General features: G+C 57.1%; 15 protein-coding genes. All 15 read left to right on the top strand.

The genetic code is table 11. From position 1 onward, the window contains the following. The first annotated feature begins 11 nt into the window (after positions 1-11). The 15 genes from ACQZ6D_RS05840 to ACQZ6D_RS05770 all read left to right on the top strand — a co-directional run bounded on the left by ACQZ6D_RS05840 (position 12) and on the right by ACQZ6D_RS05770 (position 15,322). The gene (locus ACQZ6D_RS05840) at positions 12-1,406 is read left to right on the top strand and encodes an RtcB family protein (RefSeq protein WP_448729727.1); all 1,395 of its coding nucleotides are present in this window, start codon (positions 12-14) and stop codon (positions 1,404-1,406) included. 78 nt (positions 1,407-1,484) lie between these two features. After that, entirely contained in the window at positions 1,485-1,700 is a 216-nt protein-coding gene (locus ACQZ6D_RS05835; RefSeq protein ID WP_448729726.1) for a phage head-tail joining protein, read from the top strand. Beyond that, positions 1,691-3,508, top strand: coding sequence for a phage portal protein (locus tag ACQZ6D_RS05830; protein WP_448729725.1), 1,818 nt, complete (start codon positions 1,691-1,693; stop codon positions 3,506-3,508). Before ACQZ6D_RS05835 ends, ACQZ6D_RS05830 begins: the two co-directional genes overlap by 10 nt. Then, positions 3,498-4,823 (top strand): S49 family peptidase, encoded by a 1,326-nt coding sequence (locus ACQZ6D_RS05825; protein ID WP_448729724.1) that lies wholly within the window; start codon positions 3,498-3,500, stop codon positions 4,821-4,823. The genes ACQZ6D_RS05830 and ACQZ6D_RS05825 overlap by 11 nt, the downstream gene beginning before the upstream one ends. A 26-nt stretch (positions 4,824-4,849) precedes the next feature. Beyond that, positions 4,850-5,302 carry a head decoration protein gene (locus ACQZ6D_RS05820; protein ID WP_448729723.1) on the top strand — a complete coding sequence of 151 codons (453 nt, stop codon included), beginning with the start codon at positions 4,850-4,852 and terminating at the stop codon, positions 5,300-5,302. A gap of 34 nt (positions 5,303-5,336) precedes the next feature. Further along, positions 5,337-6,437: a major capsid protein gene (locus ACQZ6D_RS05815; protein ID WP_448729722.1), complete on the top strand. Its 1,101-nt coding sequence runs from the start codon at positions 5,337-5,339 to the stop codon at positions 6,435-6,437. Positions 6,438-6,516: 79 nt separating this feature from the next. Beyond that, the gene (locus ACQZ6D_RS05810) at positions 6,517-6,843 is read left to right on the top strand and encodes a hypothetical protein (RefSeq protein WP_448729721.1); all 327 of its coding nucleotides are present in this window, start codon (positions 6,517-6,519) and stop codon (positions 6,841-6,843) included. After that, positions 6,843-7,244, top strand: a complete 402-nt coding sequence (locus ACQZ6D_RS05805; RefSeq protein ID WP_448729720.1) for a hypothetical protein — start codon at positions 6,843-6,845, stop codon at positions 7,242-7,244. The genes ACQZ6D_RS05810 and ACQZ6D_RS05805 overlap by 1 nt, the downstream gene beginning before the upstream one ends. Then, a complete protein-coding gene (locus ACQZ6D_RS05800; RefSeq protein WP_448729719.1) occupies positions 7,244-7,561 on the top strand; it encodes a DUF6527 family protein in 318 nt (105 codons plus the stop codon). Before ACQZ6D_RS05805 ends, ACQZ6D_RS05800 begins: the two co-directional genes overlap by 1 nt. Next, positions 7,561-8,139, top strand: a complete 579-nt coding sequence (locus ACQZ6D_RS05795) for a hypothetical protein (RefSeq protein ID WP_448729718.1) — start codon at positions 7,561-7,563, stop codon at positions 8,137-8,139. The genes ACQZ6D_RS05800 and ACQZ6D_RS05795 overlap by 1 nt, the downstream gene beginning before the upstream one ends. Further along, positions 8,136-8,675, top strand: a complete 540-nt coding sequence (locus tag ACQZ6D_RS05790) for a hypothetical protein (protein ID WP_448729717.1) — start codon at positions 8,136-8,138, stop codon at positions 8,673-8,675. Before ACQZ6D_RS05795 ends, ACQZ6D_RS05790 begins: the two co-directional genes overlap by 4 nt. A 46-nt stretch (positions 8,676-8,721) precedes the next feature. Continuing rightward, positions 8,722-9,504, top strand: a complete 783-nt coding sequence (locus tag ACQZ6D_RS05785) for a phage tail tube protein (protein ID WP_448729716.1) — start codon at positions 8,722-8,724, stop codon at positions 9,502-9,504. 15 nt (positions 9,505-9,519) lie between these two features. Further along, the gene (locus ACQZ6D_RS05780; protein ID WP_448729715.1) at positions 9,520-9,957 is read left to right on the top strand and encodes a phage pre-tape measure protein; all 438 of its coding nucleotides are present in this window, start codon (positions 9,520-9,522) and stop codon (positions 9,955-9,957) included. Positions 9,958-10,013: 56 nt separating this feature from the next. Next, positions 10,014-10,289 carry a hypothetical protein gene (locus ACQZ6D_RS05775; RefSeq protein ID WP_448729714.1) on the top strand — a complete coding sequence of 92 codons (276 nt, stop codon included), beginning with the start codon at positions 10,014-10,016 and terminating at the stop codon, positions 10,287-10,289. After that, on the top strand, positions 10,289-15,322 hold the full coding sequence (locus tag ACQZ6D_RS05770) for a tape measure protein (protein WP_448729713.1): 5,034 nt from the start codon (positions 10,289-10,291) through the stop codon (positions 15,320-15,322). Before ACQZ6D_RS05775 ends, ACQZ6D_RS05770 begins: the two co-directional genes overlap by 1 nt. Positions 15,323-15,364 lie beyond the last annotated feature (42 nt).

Raw genomic sequence — 15,364 nt, 5'->3', positions numbered from 1 at the left:
AGGAGATAGCGATGATAGTTACCGGTAAGGACCTGATTCACGCTGGCGCGAAACCGGGGAAGTGGTTCTCGGATGCGCTCAAAGACATTAACGAAAACGGACTGTCGATTGGGCAGGCACTTGCTCGCCATGAACCGCCACCTGTTCTGGCCCTGAGCCCGTATCACTCAAAGCCGATCTACAAAAATATTCGCGCCGAGACTGACGCCGAAACCGCCAACATTCTTGCTGTGACGGAGACGATGCAGGAAGTGATGCGCACCCCGGTTACCGTGGCAGCATCTATCATGCCAGACGCATGCCCTGCCGGCCCTCTTGGAACTATCCCGGTCGGCGGGATTGTGTCTTCGACTGAGATACATCCCGGCATGCACTCGGCGGACATCTGCTGCTCAATGGCGATCACGGTCTTTGACGCTGACGTGGATCCGAAGGCGCTGCTCGACTCAGTACACTCTGTGACTCACTTCGGTCCCGGTGGCAGAGCCTTAGGTCATCACGCGCTGAAGGGTGGCGAATTTGAGGGCATAACTGATAGCGACAATCCTTTTCTTCAAGAAGCGAAGAAGTTCGCCTCGTCTCACTTTGCAACGCAAGGAGACGGCAATCATTTCGCATATGTTGGTCGTCTGAAATCCAACGGACGGGTTGCACTAGTGACCCATCATGGATCGCGAGGTCCAGGTGCTGCGCTTTACAAAGTCGGGATGCGGGCTGCTGAAAAACATACCAAGGAAGTTTCTCCTGAAACCTTAAAGCAGAACGCTTGGATAAAGTCTGACAGCCGGGATGGCGAGCTTTATTGGGACGCTCTGCAGCAGATACGCAGGTGGACCAAAGCCAGTCATTTCCAGATACATCACGATGCCGCCAAACTTTACGAGGCGAACATCTACGGTTCTGGATTTCGAAAGGTTTGGGTTGAAGACCGCTTTTGGAACGAACATAACTTCGTATTCAGGAAATCCGATGGGCTGTTTTATCATGCCAAGGGTGCCACGCCAGCCTTCGATGGTTGGGCTGAGGATGCCGGGGATAGAACGATCATCCCACTAAACATGGGTGAACCGGTGCTGATCGTCCGTGGCAAGAACGCAGCGCACGCACTCGGGTTTTCCCCTCACGGCGCTGGCCGCAATTTCTCCCGAACTCAACATAAGCGATTGATGGGCGATCGATCCGACGCGGAAATTTTCGCAGAAGAAACCGCTCACATCGATGTCAGGTTCTTCATGGGGATCACCGATATTTCGGAACTCCCGAGTGCCTACAAAAACGCGGCAGCCGTTCGGTCTCAGATTGACGAATTTGGACTGGCTGAAGTCGTCGACGAGGTCATCCCTTATGGCTGCATCATGGCCGGCGATTGGGAACGTGACGCTCCCTGGAAGAAAAAGCGGAAGTAGCTAAAATCAACTAACAGTTTGCAAATCAACAAAAGGTCGATTATACGGAGATAACAACTCTGTCGATCGGCCTTTTGAATGACGCTACAGCAACGTCTCGATGAAGCAAAAGCCGCTCTCCACGATCTGATGACCGGGAGGGCTGTTCGTGTTGTAGTCGATCAGAACGGCGAGCGAGTAGAGTATTCAGTCTCCAACAGAGCCAACCTTCTTGCGTACATCGCCATGCTCGAAGCCGAGATTGCGAACGCAGGGAAGCCGCGAGCCGTAGGGGCGATGCGCCCATGGTTTTGATGGCGTCTCCCAAAGATTTCACAGATGTGCTCGGTCCCGACTCCTCCCAAGGTGTTTCGAGCACGCCCGCGCCTGACGTTCTCAGGGTGGCGTCAGGCGCGGGTAAAGAAACAGCGATTGCCGGCGAAGCCTATGAAGGCGCCAGCAAGTTCTCACGTGAACTCGCTCTCTGGCAGCCGGGAAATCGCACGGCCGATCAAGACATCATTCCGGCGAAGCGCCTTTCCGACGCCCGCATCCGCAACATTCTGCAGAACGACGCCTATGCGCAGAATGGTCAGCGCCTTCATCAGGACAATATCGTCGGCAGCCAGTTCCTCTTGAACGCCAAGCCGAACAGCCAAGTGCTGATGGGCAAGCTCGACGAGACGTGGGAAGACGAGTTTCAGGAAGAAGTCGAGGAAAAGTTCGGCCTGTGGGCTGAATCCGACGCCAATTACATCGACTCTACCCGCCGCAATTCCTTCACGATGCTGGTTCGCCAAGCCGTTGGCACCTACTTGATGTGCGGTGAAGTCCTTGCTGCGGTCGATTGGGACCGGTCGGCAAAATCCGATCGTCCGTTCAGCACCTCGATCCGAATGATCGACGTGGACCGCCTTTCGACCCCGATGGATAAGATGGCGAACGCCTTCATCATCGGCGGTGTCGAGGTAAACCAAGACCACGTGCCGACACACTACCACATTCGTAAAGCGAACCCTCGCGATGTGTATCTGGCGCAAGCCTACCAGTGGGAGCGCCTGCCTGCGAAACTCTGGTGGGGTCGTCCACAGTTCATACATCTGTTCGAGCAGATGCGTCCGAACCAAACCCGTGGCATGTCTGATATGGCTGCGGGCATTCGTGAAACGCACATGGCTCGCCAGTTCCGCGATGTGGCGCTGCAGAATGCTGTCGTCCAGGCGACCTACGCTGCAGTCGTAGAATCGGACCTTCCGGCACAGGACATTTTCGCTCGCCTGATGGCGTCTGATACGGACGCTGATACGGCAATCAAGCAGGGTCTCGGCCAGCACCTGGAAGTCATGTCGGCTTTCATGGCCGCCGCTGACCAGTTGAAGCTCAACGGTGTTCGCATCCCCGCGTTGCCGCTTGGCTCAAAGCTCAAGATGCAGTCTCCCGGTCAGGGCGCTCCACTCGGCATGGAGTTCGAGCAGTCCATTCTGCGCAACATCGCAGCCTTGCTTGGCGTATCTTACGAGCAGCTTTCCAAGGACTATACGGAAACAAACTACTCGTCGGCCCGCGCCGCGATGACCGAAACTTGGAAATTTATGGTCGGCCGCAAGAAAGTGGTCGCCGACCGGTTCGCCAACATCATCTATCGCCTGTGGCTCGAAGAAGCGATCAACAAAGGCGTCATCAAGTCCTTACCGAAGCGGATGGGCTCCGACAGCGCTTGGCTTTACGCACCTCTTGCGATGGAAGCCATCACGGCTTGCGAATGGATCGGCGCAGCCCGCGGTCAGATCGATCCGCTCAAGGAAACTCAGTCGTCCGTTCTGCTCATCAAGCACAAACTCTCGACCTACGAACGCGAGCTTGCCCGTATCCACGGTAGCGACTGGCGCCGTGAACTGCGTCAGGTGGCACGCGAGAAGAAGGAGTTTGAGCACTACGATCTCGCGTACATCGATGACGTTCAGGACAACACAGTGAACGCAGCGTCGGGTGCAAAGAACGTCAGCGAAGCCGCGAAACACGATTTTTCAGACATCCTTGGTGGCGAGAACGGAACGCTCGCGAACAACTTTATGGATGCCGTTCATCCAGATCCAGACAAGCGAGGCCGCGATGCCGCATAACATGAACCCGCTTCTCGCCCGTTTCGATCAGAAGCCATCCATCGTTGCGCCGGAAATGCAGGGCATCTTCGAAGCTTCGCTGCACCAAGTTGCTGCACAGATGGGCTCGCCTGAATTCAAGGCCGAGATGGCATCCGTCGACGAAAACTGGTGGGGTGAACCTGGTTCTTTCCGATCGATGCTGCGCCCGTATGTCGTCAAGGACGGCGTGCTGATGATCCCGGTCAAAGGCGTGCTCCTGCACGACTTCCCTTACGCTTTCGGATCTTGGGCAACCGGTTACGCCTACATCCAGAAGGCGTTCGAGCGCGGGTTGGAAGACGGCAGTGTCCGTGGCATTGCGCTGATCATTGACTCCCCCGGTGGCGAGGTCGCCGGCAACTTCGATCTCGTGGACAAGATGTTCGCGGCTCGCGGTACGAAGCCGGTGCGCGCTTACGCAATGGAGAGTGCCTATTCGGCCGCCTACTCGATCGCGTCTGTCGCAGATTCCATCACGGTGTCGCGCACTGGCGGCGTGGGTTCGATTGGCGTGGTTACAGCGCACATCGACATCTCGGCTGCCATGGAGCAGCGCGGATACAAGGTCACCTTCATTCACTTCGGCGCCCACAAGGTCGATGGCAATCCCTATGAGGCGCTGAAACCCGAAGTCAAAGAACGCATCCAGGCTCGCATTGATGAGCTTGGCGCAGTTTTCGTGTCCACCGTGGCGCGGAATAGAGGCATGGATGAAAAGGCTGTTCGGGATACCGAAGCTCTCACATTCACGGCTTCGCAAGCAACGTCGAACGGGCTGGCCGATCACATCGGCACGCTTGACGACTCCGTCGCCGCATTTGCGGCAGAACTGTCCTCAGATGAAGGAGACGAAACCATGTCTGGACAGACGAACAAAGACGCGGCAGTCGATCAGGCTGCTGTTGATACCGCTCGCGCCGAAGGTCACGCTGAAGGTGTGAAGGCCGGCAAGATCGAAGGTGCCAAGGAAGGTGCCACAGCCGAACGCGCCCGCATTTCCGCAATCGTCAATTCCGACGAAGGCAAAAAGCGCCCCTCGATGGCACTGAAGATGGCAACCGGCGACAAGTTCGCATCGCTCGATGCTGAAACGGTCACCGAGATGCTGGCCGACATGCCGGAAGAAAAAGCCGCAGCGACCGACACGAAGACGAATGCCACCGGCAAGAACTTCAAGGAGGCGATGGACGACACCAAGAATGCTGACGTTGGCACTCCTGGTGAAGGCGACAGCGGCGCAAACAACCGCGCAACTCGCGCCCTTACGTCCATCGGCGTCAGCTACAACGCATAACGAACACGGCTCAAAGGAGATAGAAAATGCCTATCAACACGCCATATCTCGCTCATGAAGCCGGTGTTCCCGGCCAATGGTCGGATGAGATCAATCCTGTTCGCGAAGGTCTGATTGTCGGCAATCCCGATGTTGTCACCGTGGATATGACCGTGGCAGCAAACCAGACCATCGCTGTGCCCTACGTACCGGTCGGCTTCGACGGTTCCGGAAATCTGGTTCCGGCTGTCTACGATGCAACCTACGCATCCTCCGGTGTCCGCGCAATCGGCATCTTGCTGCGTCCGATCACAACGGGTGCATCGCCGATCCAAGGTCAGCCAGTCCTGATTCAGGCTGGCCTGAACATGGATATGATCGCCTGGCCCGCTTCTTTCGACACTGTTGAGAAGAAGCTTGAAGCGTTCCGCGGTGCGCCTACGCCCACGTCGATCGTGGTCAAAAAGGCGTACTACGGCGCAACCGTAGCTCAACCATAAGCCGTTCGACCGGCAATCACACAGGAGACTTAAAATGCCGATTGAACTTTGGACACCACAGGAACTCTACGATCTGCGTCGTGATGACCGGATGGATGACCTTCCTACCTACTGGCTCGACGAACACTTCGCTGGGAACGAACACTACGCCGAAGATGGTGAAATTCGTTTCGGTGATCTCGAAGAGTCGACCCGCTTCCTTGCGCCGTTCGTGCTTCCCTACGAACAGGGTAAGCCCATTCAGTTCATGGAAGGCGAGAGCGTCGAGGCGTTCCGCGTGCCTTACATTAAGCTGAAAAATGCGGTGCGCCCCGAAGATGCGAAGAACATCAAGCCTTCGGATGTCTACCGCAACAACGGGCAGGTTCCGTCGATCGAGGAACGCTTTGAAGCTCGCGTTGCCGAACTGGATCGTCGCCACCGTCGTATGATCCGCATGCGTGAAGCTTGGATGGCCGCTCGTGCGATCATCGATGCAAAGGTGCAGATTGACTTCGAACGTGACCAGGGCGCCGCCAATCCGTCTGTTCTTCTCGACTTCGGCCGAGACCCTTCGCTGAACGTCGTCAAGACTGCCGATTACTGGAACGATGTGGATACGCCGATCCTCGATGATATCGAAGAATGGTTGAACCGCATGTACCTGATCTACGGCGGCGGTTCGGGCTTCCGCATGACGGTGGGCGCGCAGGTGGCCGGTGTGTTCCGAAAGAACAAGCAAATCCTCGATATGCTTGACACCAAATACTACGGTGCTCCCGAAGAAGTTTCGATCAAACGCGGTATTAACCGCATCGCTCGCCCTCGCACCTACATCGGTCGACTCGATTCCGGTCTCGAAGTCTGGTCCTACAAGGACACGTTCGACATTCCGACCGTAGGCGGTGGCAAGCAGCGCGTGGACCTTTTCAACGAAAAGGACATCTTGATCGAAGCGCCCGGTGCGTCTGGCGTCAAGGTGCGTGGTCCAATCTACGACACCAAGGCAATCCAGTCCGGTCAGGTCGCGGCCGACGTATTCGCGAAGATGTGGGAAACGGAAGATCCCGGCGAGCGCTTCATCATGCACCAGGCATCTTTCCTGCCTGTTCCGCTCAATCCGAACCGGACCCTCAAGGCTCGCGTCTTGGCTTAAAGCGCAAATAATGGCGGCAGTTGCATGTCGCCATTATCAACTGTTTGTGGATATTTAACCCTCACTAAGGAACACTGAAATGGTAAAAGCTTATGCACTGACTACGATCCATCGGCGTATCGATGGCAAAAAAGATGTCGTTGAGGCTTCTACGAAGCAGCGCATCTCCATCTTCGAAACAACCAGTGAAGAACTGGAAAAACTGGTTGCTGTCGGTGCCGCTCGCAAGGCCACGACAGAAGAAGTCGCAATTGCCAAAGCAAAGTCCGGTGAAACTGATGCTCCAACCAACGTCGAAAAGCAGATTGCTGCTCAAGAAGCGAAACCTGCTTCCGGCGCGGAAGGTGACCCCCAGGGAAAACCGAAAGGCGCCGCAAAGGCTGCTTCCAAGGACGAAGAAATCTGATGGTATCTTTCCGCGACATTAAGCGGAGAGCCCGCAGGGACGTGCAACTCCATTTGCGCGTCCCTGCATTGTATCTCGCGTCAATCGACGCCGAGCCGGTGCCGTGCTTCGTGCGCGTGCACACCAAGTTCCAAGCCCTTGGGGATATGAAGGGCACCAATTTCAATTACGCAGAGCGTGAGGATATCACCCCTCGCATTATCATCTGGCGCGAAGAAATCCCGCAGCCGGTCCGTAATGCGATCATCTCAGTGGAAGCGGGTGAAGCTTACTACCTCGATAACATCCAGCCGCCTGACGATCTGACGATAACCGCAATGGTTCTGCAAATGCATGCCGACGATGAAAAGTTGGCTCTCTTGCCGGTCCCGGCAACATACGTTCCACCGGAGTCTCCGTGATGGCGCTCATTTCTCCCAAGCTCCGCAGCCTCGAAGGTGGGCGTCTGATGTTCTGGTGCCCTGGTTGCGACGGCGCGCATCAGGTCAGCGTCGGAGAAGGCTCGGGCCCGCGATGGGGATATAACGGCAATCCGGACGCGCCAACATTCACGCCGTCAGTTTTGGTCACCTACAATGGACCCGATGCCGGCAAAGACGGTGCTCCACCAGCGATTTGTCATTCTTTTGTGACGGACGGCCGTATTCAGTTTCTATCCGATTGCACCCATGCGCTCGCCGGCAAGACGGTCGACCTCCCTGATTGGGAGAGCGCCTGATGGTTCGTGCTGTCGACATCGTCATTCAGGGCATCACTTCGTTCGATGAGATCGAAACGCTCGATCCGAAGATTGCGTCCATCCTGCGCCAGTCGGTTAACGAGACGACCCAAGAAGGTCGACGCCTTGGTGCTCGATCCATGGAGAAGCAGGTCAACTTCCCCCGTGGATACCTGACAGGGCAAGCCGGTAGATTGGGAATCGCCAAGTACGCGACAAAGGGCGACCTCACGGGCATCGTCCGTGGTCGAGATCGCCCAACCTCGCTTGCCCGTTTCGTTCAGGGTAGCCCGAAGGTTGGAGTTAAAGGGGTGAGCGTAAGTGTTGATCCCGGTACATCCGAGTTCATGCCAAGTGCGTTTCTGATCAAGCTCCGCAACAACAATATTGGACTGGCCTATCGAACGAAGAACGGTAAAGCGCCGAGCCGCGGCGCGAAGCAACTCGGTAAGGGGCTCTGGCTTTTATATGGGCCCTCGGTCGATCAGGTGTTCGACGAAACCCGCGAAGAACTTAAACCCAAACTGGAAGAACTGCTGCGCGACAAGTTCGAGCGCCTGTTCGAGGCACAGACATGAATGACCCTTTCCGCCTGAAAACCCAAAAAGCGATTGCTGCCGCCATCAATGAGATCAGTGTTGCGACAGGCTACAATGTCGACTTTACAGGCAATGTTTTCCGTGGTCGGCTGATCTTCGGCGATGGTGATCCGCTACCGATGGCCAGCATTATTGAGCCGCCGCTTCCGAATGAGATGCGCCCATCGCCCTTTGTGTCAACGACTGAAGACGGCTGGTGGGACATTATCGTGCAGGGCTTTGTGCGTGACAACCGCGAAAACCCGACTGATCCTGCTCACGTCGCTATGGCTGACGTGAAGAAGCGACTGGCGCAGGAAAATAACCGCAAAGCCCCAGGGTCGGCATTCCGTCAGATTGACCCTTTCGGCGTCAGCTACAACAACGACGGGACGCCCCGAAAGAACCGCATCGAGCAATTCAAGATCGGCGCCGGGGTTGTACGCCCTCCGGAAGAAGCCGTGTCCACGAAGGCGTATTTCTGGCTCACCTTGCGGCTGAAAATCGTTGAGGACAACAGCGATCCTTTCGGTTAAAAGGAAATCAACCGTTTGTCGATTTGGCAACAAAGGAGTGACAATAATGGGAAGTGAAAACTATACACTTGGTCGCGGGGAACTTCACTTCTCGCGCTTCAAGCCTGGAACGCAGATCGGCGAAGGCTACCGCTATCTCGGCAACTCGCCCGAGTTTTCGTTGACGCTGGAAACGGAAGAACTCGCTCACTTCAACAGTGACCGCGGCATCCGCGAAAAGGACAAGTCGATCACCCTCGAAGTGACGCGCTCCGGTTCGATCGTTCTCGATGAGATCGATGAAGACAACCTCGCATACTACTTCTTCTCGGCGGCCGGCAAAGAAACGATCACTGAAGCTGGCGGCGCGGTTACCGGCTTCGCGATCGCTGACGCCATCCCCGGTCGTTCGTATCAGCTTGGCGAAAGCGCTTCGGACGCGATCGGCGACGTGAAGATCAGCACGACCGGCCTGACCGTGAAGAAGGGCGCGACCACGTTCACGATCATGGATGACTACCTGATCGACTATGAGCGCGGCCTGCTCACCATCGTCGAAGGTGGCGCGATTGTGGATGGCGACGATCTTACGGTCGATTACACCACTCTCGCATCAACATACGACCGCGTGATCTCGGGCTCCGAGAAGGTCGAAGGTGCGCTCAAGTTCGTCACGCGCAACGCGACCGGTCCCGACCGCGTCATCACGATGCCTTACATCACGCTGGCTCCGAATGGCGACTATAACCTGAAGGGCGACGACTGGCAGCAGATCCCGTTCACGGTGGAAGTGCTCCGCAAGGGCGCACTCGAATCCATCTACATCGCCAGCCTGCCGAAGGCGGCTTAACGCGGAGCCCGTGCTTTGAAATACACCCTGAAAACTGAAGCAGTTACATTCGAGGGCGGTGAGATCGTTGTGCGCGGTCTTACCGTTCCGGACCTTTCGCAGCTTGTCGAAGTCCACCAAGACAGCGCGGTTGCCATCTACGAGAAGTTCAGCGGCAAAAACCCCGAAGCCCTGAGCGAGCAGACGGTCGAGTCCGTGGCTCTGGAAATCCTCGGAAAGTTCCCATCAGCGATCGCACATCTCCTTTACCTCTGTGACGCTGAGAGGGAGCCCGACACGACCGTTGAACCCTATGCGAGCCTTCCTATCGACGTGCAGGTGGCAGCGCTCGAAAAGATCGCGACCCTCACATTCGCGATGCAGGGTGGCGTAAAAAACTTCGTCGAGACCGTCGTGCGACTCGTGGCGAACGCGGGCGGTCTCAGCAAAGAACTCAGAAAGCCCCAAGCCTAGACGAGTGGATTTGGGGTTTACGAGGTCAAGTCAGCCAGTTGTTGGCGGAAGGCCATGTGAACGCTGAACTCTACACCGTAGGAAAGGTTTGGGAAGAAAATCAACTAGTTGTGGAGCGCGTCAACCGTCATCATGCAACTACCGCCACGATCCTGAGTGCAGTCATGACATCCGCCGTGGCTGCGTTCGGCAAAAAGAAAGACGCCGAGAAGGCCGGTGAAGCCCTGAAGGAACTGATCGAGAACCTGAACGGATCAAACGACCGAGACGATGAATCGACCAGTGCCAAACCGACCAAAGACATAAGCGAGTTGCTTAAAAGGAAGGGCTGATGGCCAAGGAAAATGTCGTCGATCTGGTCGTAAAAGCCAGAAACGAAGCCTCCAAGAACCTCGATGTCATCACCGAGTCGTGGAAAGAACTAAAGGCTTCGCTCAAAGATGGCGGCGGCGAAGCCTCGAAGGCGACCAACACTCTCGGACAACTCGGAAACGCCCTTGGCACTCTATTGCAGCAGGCCAAGGGTCTTTCTGCACTTGGTGCGATCGCCGACAACCTGGACCGCGTCGATAAGGCTGCCAGCGAAGCTGCGACCGCGCTCAACAAGAGTTCTCAGGAGACGAAGGACTGGTCGGCACTTCAGGCCGAAGCCGCTGCTAATGCCAAGAAGTTTCGCGACGAGGTGCAGGCGCAGAACGATGTTCTGACACGCGCCAAGACAGCCCGAGACGCCTACAAGAAGGATCTCGCCGAGGTTAATCGCCTGGTCAAAGAGACTGAGCGGGCGCAAAACCAATACAACAAGGAACTTGCCCGCACGCCTCGCAAGGCACCGGGACCGGTAGCTCCGTCTGGCGATACATCCGTATTTCGTGACGCGCAGGCCGCCCGTGGCCTTCAGGCGCAGGTTCAGCAACAGCTTGCCGATCAGGCGCGCACTATCGCGACCACGGAAGCGGAACTCGCACGGCTCAATCCCAAGCTCGATGCCGCTGCCAAATACGAAAAAGACCTTGCCCGCGAGACGGCCAAAGCCACGGCCGAGATGAAGCGCAACGAGGCTGCACTGGCAACGGTGACGGCTGAACAGTCCAAGGTCAAGGCTGTTGCCGATCAAGCCAGTGGTGCCATGGGCGGGCTTGCGCTTCGCCAGAATGAAGTTGCTGCGGCTGCCGCGAAAAACGCAGCCGAGATCGACCGTACACGTCGCGCTATCGAAGCGCTGAACAAGTTCAGCAGTGGCGGTGCCGAAGTCGTAGACCCTAAACAGGCGGCGGCACTCCAAAAGCAAATTGCGGCAATCAACATACTGCGTGACGACTGGAAGGCTTTGGAAGGTGAGGCCAAGCGTCTTGCTACTGGTTTACAGTCCGTCAGCGGCAATGCCACGCAGCAGGTGGATGCATTCAAGCGCATTACGGAAGCCGCCCGTCGCGCCAAGACCGAGTATTTCTCTCAGGTTGACGCGCTCGACAAGCTGCGTGCTGCTGCCGGCCTACCGGTGTCGGGACTGGCCCGTGTTGCGCAGGCAGCGACTTCCAGTGCCGCGGCAAATCGGCAGCTTGGTAACAGCGCGAATGCCGCGCTCCCGCCTATCCGCGCTATGGGGCAGGCGGCACAGACGGCCGGATCGGCAATGGAGTCCGGTGCATCCGGCGCCAAGAATTTGGACAGCGCCCTCCGCAGCAGCACTCGCGGTGGCCGTGATGCGCTCTCACTATTCCAGCGCATCCGTGGCGAGGTCCTGTCGCTCACCGCAAGCTACATTGGTCTGAACGCGGCAATCTCGCAGATCGGTGGCGTCCTCAAGGCGTATCAGACGCTCGAAGCGGCCCAAAGCCGACTCGGCGTGGTGTTCAATCAGGACACCGGCAAGGTCAGCAAGGAACTTGATTTCCTTGAGCGCAATGCCGCTCGGCTTGGCATCGAGTTCGGTGTTCTCGCCGACCAGTATTCGAAATTCGCCGTGGCCGCCAATGCCGCAAACTTCTCTGCCGGTGCCACCCGAGACATCTTTCTGTCGGTTGCCGAGGCTGGCCGCGTCAACAAACTGTCAATCGACCAGTTGAACGGCGTGTTCCTCGCCCTCGAACAGATGATCTCGAAGGGTAAGGTCTCATCGGAAGAACTGCGGCGCCAGTTGGGCGACCGGCTGGCAGGTGCCTTCAATATCTTCGCAGAAGCGATCGGCGTCAGTGCTGCCGAACTCGACGAGATGATGAAGAAGGGCGAGGTTCTGGCCGACCAGACTACGCTCTTGAAGTTCGCGGACGAACTGAAACGCCGTTTTGGCCCTCAACTTGGCGCAGCACTCGCTTCGACGACTGCTGAACTCGGACGCTTCCAGAACAACGTTTTCCAGGCGCAACTGCGGATCGGCGAGGGGGGCTTCATTGACGCCTTCACCGACGGTCTTCGGACGCTCAACACGTACTTCCAGAGCACGGAAGGTCGCGAGTTCTTCCTGTCGCTCGGCGCGGCACTCGGCAATGTGACCAGAGGCTTGGTTGCGTTGCTCCCATACATGGACGACTTCGCCCGCATTGCCGGCGTTCTGGTCGCGCTGAAGGTCGCAGGCAGTCTTGGGAACTGGCTCTCTGCCATCAAGGCCAACGCTGTTGCCACCGGAACGTTGAACCGCGAGATGTTCACGTGGGCTGGCACAGTTACCGCAACCCAAGCAAAGTGGAATGCGCTGGCCGGATCGTTGACACGGGGCACCGGCATCATTGCTGCGATGAACGCGCAGTTGCGGGTGGCGACGGTCGTTGGCGGTACGGCCGGTTCTCGTTTCCTCGCATTGCAGGTTGCTGTTGGCGGGCTCACGCGCCTTGCTGGTGTTGCTGCCGGCGCGTTCCGTCTGCTCTGGTCGGCAGTTGGTGGCCTTCCCGGTATTATCCTGACCGGCGTGACGCTGGCAGTTACTTCGTGGGCAACTGAGGTCGACAAGACGGTTGCCGCGGTCAGCGAACACGAGCGGATCCTGCACGCCGTTCAGACGGCATACGATTCTATCGAAGGCACCACCAAGAAGGTTGCCGACAACATCAAGGGTGCCACGCTTGCCCAGGCTCTTGCGAGTGCCGAGAAACTGCGGAGCACGTTTCAGTCGAGCCTCAAAGACGCGGAGAGGCTATCCCGCGTGCTGTATGCGGGCAACGCCGATCTGCCTTCCGATTCTCCGCAGATCAAGCAATTCCGTCAGATCGAGGGAGCGATCAACGGTGTCAGGGACGGCACCAAGACGCTGCGCGATTTGGAAAAAGTGCTCAATGACATTGCACTGAACCCTGCTGATCAGACATTCAAAGATATTGCCCTCGATCTGCTCAATCTCGTCAACACCGGTGACGGCACGACCAAGAGCCTGCTTGAGCTTTACAACGCTTGGCAGCAGGCCGACGCGGTCGTTAAGGCTTTCGAAGGTACTGCCACCGAAGCGGACAAGGCGCTCATCGGCACGAAGGCGGCAACCGACAGCTACGGTGACTCGACCAAGCTGGCCGAGGAAAAGGCGAAAAAGTTCAACGAAGCGATGGACGAAATGGGGAAACTCATTCCGTCCGTGGCCGAAGAACTGAAAAAGCTCGAAACCATCAAAGGGCTCGAAGAACAGTACAATCAGGCGATCAAGTTCGCCCGTTCGTTCGATGATCTCGTGAAGGCACAGGAGCGATACCAGGCTGGCATGACTGCCGTGAATTTCGGCAACCTTGGCAGTGATGGTGGTTCAGCAGCTTTCAACATCATCAAGCAGTTCGAGGGCTACCGTTCAACGCCATATTGGGACGTGAACGCTTATCGTGCCGGCTACGGCTCGGATACAGTCACTCTCTCTGACGGATCGATCCAGAAGGTCGTTCAGGGGATGACCGTTCCGATCTCTGACGCCGTGCGCGATCTGACGCGCCGCGTGGATGAGTTCGGCAAGATCGCCCGTGATCAGGTTGGAGGCACACGCTTCGACGCCTTCTCGCCTCAACAGCAGGGCGTCCTGACATCGATCGCCTACAATTACGGCGATCTGAAAAGCACCGGCATTCTCGAAACCATCCAGCAGGGCACTGTTGAGCAGATCGCCGACGCCATCCGGAGCCTCGCGTCTCATAACGGCGGCATCAACACCAACCGCCGCAATCAGGAAGCCACCCTTTTCCAGAGCGGTGGGGATTTCACCGAAAAGCAGTTCGAGACAGAGCGAAAAAGACTCCAGGCGCAAAAGGAATATAACGATGATCTCGCGCAGCGGATCGCTCTGCAGGAGGCTGAGAACAGCAACGCTGGCCGGCTGACCGAGGAAGCGTTCGTCCAGAAGAAGTTGGCCGAGGAACAGAAAAAGGCCAAGGAAGCCGGTGTCGTTCTCACGGATGAACAGATTGCGAAAATCAAGGCACTGGCTTCCGAAGAATACAAGATAAGCCAGGAAAAGCGTGATCAGAAGGCGTCGATTCAGGAGGCCAATACTGCGCTTCAACAGGCGCAGGCTCTTGAGCAACAGCGCAACGCGCTCATGCAGCAGTATAAGCAGGCTGTGCAGAGCGGTGATGCAGGCACCGCAGAAAACCTTCAGCAGCAGATTCTCGGCTTGAACGGCCAGATCGTTACGGCAGCCGAGAATGCGCGGGCAATGTGGGAGGCCATCGGTGGACCGGAAGCGGCTGCGAAATTGCCTGTCATCGATGCGCTGATTACGAAAACGCAGACCGCGGCGGTCACGATTTCCAATGTCGGGCGAGCGATCAATACCCTTGGCCTCACTTCTCAGCAGACGCAACAGCTTGTCGGCTCGTTTGTGGACGGTCTGGTCGGCGTGTTCGACTCGTTTGCGCAAGCAGTCGCCAACGGCGAGAACGCCTTCCAAGCGCTTGGCAAAGCCTTCCTGCAGTTCGCGGCGAACTTCCTGCGCGAGATCGCCATGATGATCTTGAAGCAGACGATCCTTAATGCACTGGCCGGCTTCGGGGGCCCGATCGGTAAGGCAGCTTCTGCGCTCGGCGGAGCGGTTGCCCATGGTGGCGGTACGATTGGCTCGACCACGCGTTCTCGCAGAGTCGACCCAGGCGTATTCAGTGTCGCATCGTACTACCACAGCGGCGGTGTGGCGGGTTTGAAATCCAACGAGGTGCCGACCATCCTCGAACGGGGTGAGACAATTCGGACAGAAGCGCAGGAAAATGCTCTGACAGAGCGAATGGCTGCTGCGGAACGCGGTTCAACCGGCAGCAACAACATAAGCGCCATCAGGAATATCGTCGTGCTCGACGAAGCCAGCGCTTCAAACTGGATGGATAGTGCGTCTGGTGAAAAGGTGATCATGGGTGTGCTCGGTAGGAACAAGGGTAAGCTCAGAAGTTTGCTGAGTTGACAGTCAACAAATAGTTGACTAATCCACTTATGATTGGCACGG

The organism is Agrobacterium sp. 22-3639C2 (genome assembly GCF_053522105.1).
The sequence above is the reverse complement of the archived record's forward strand: the minus strand, read 5'-3'. Positions and strand labels throughout refer to the sequence as shown.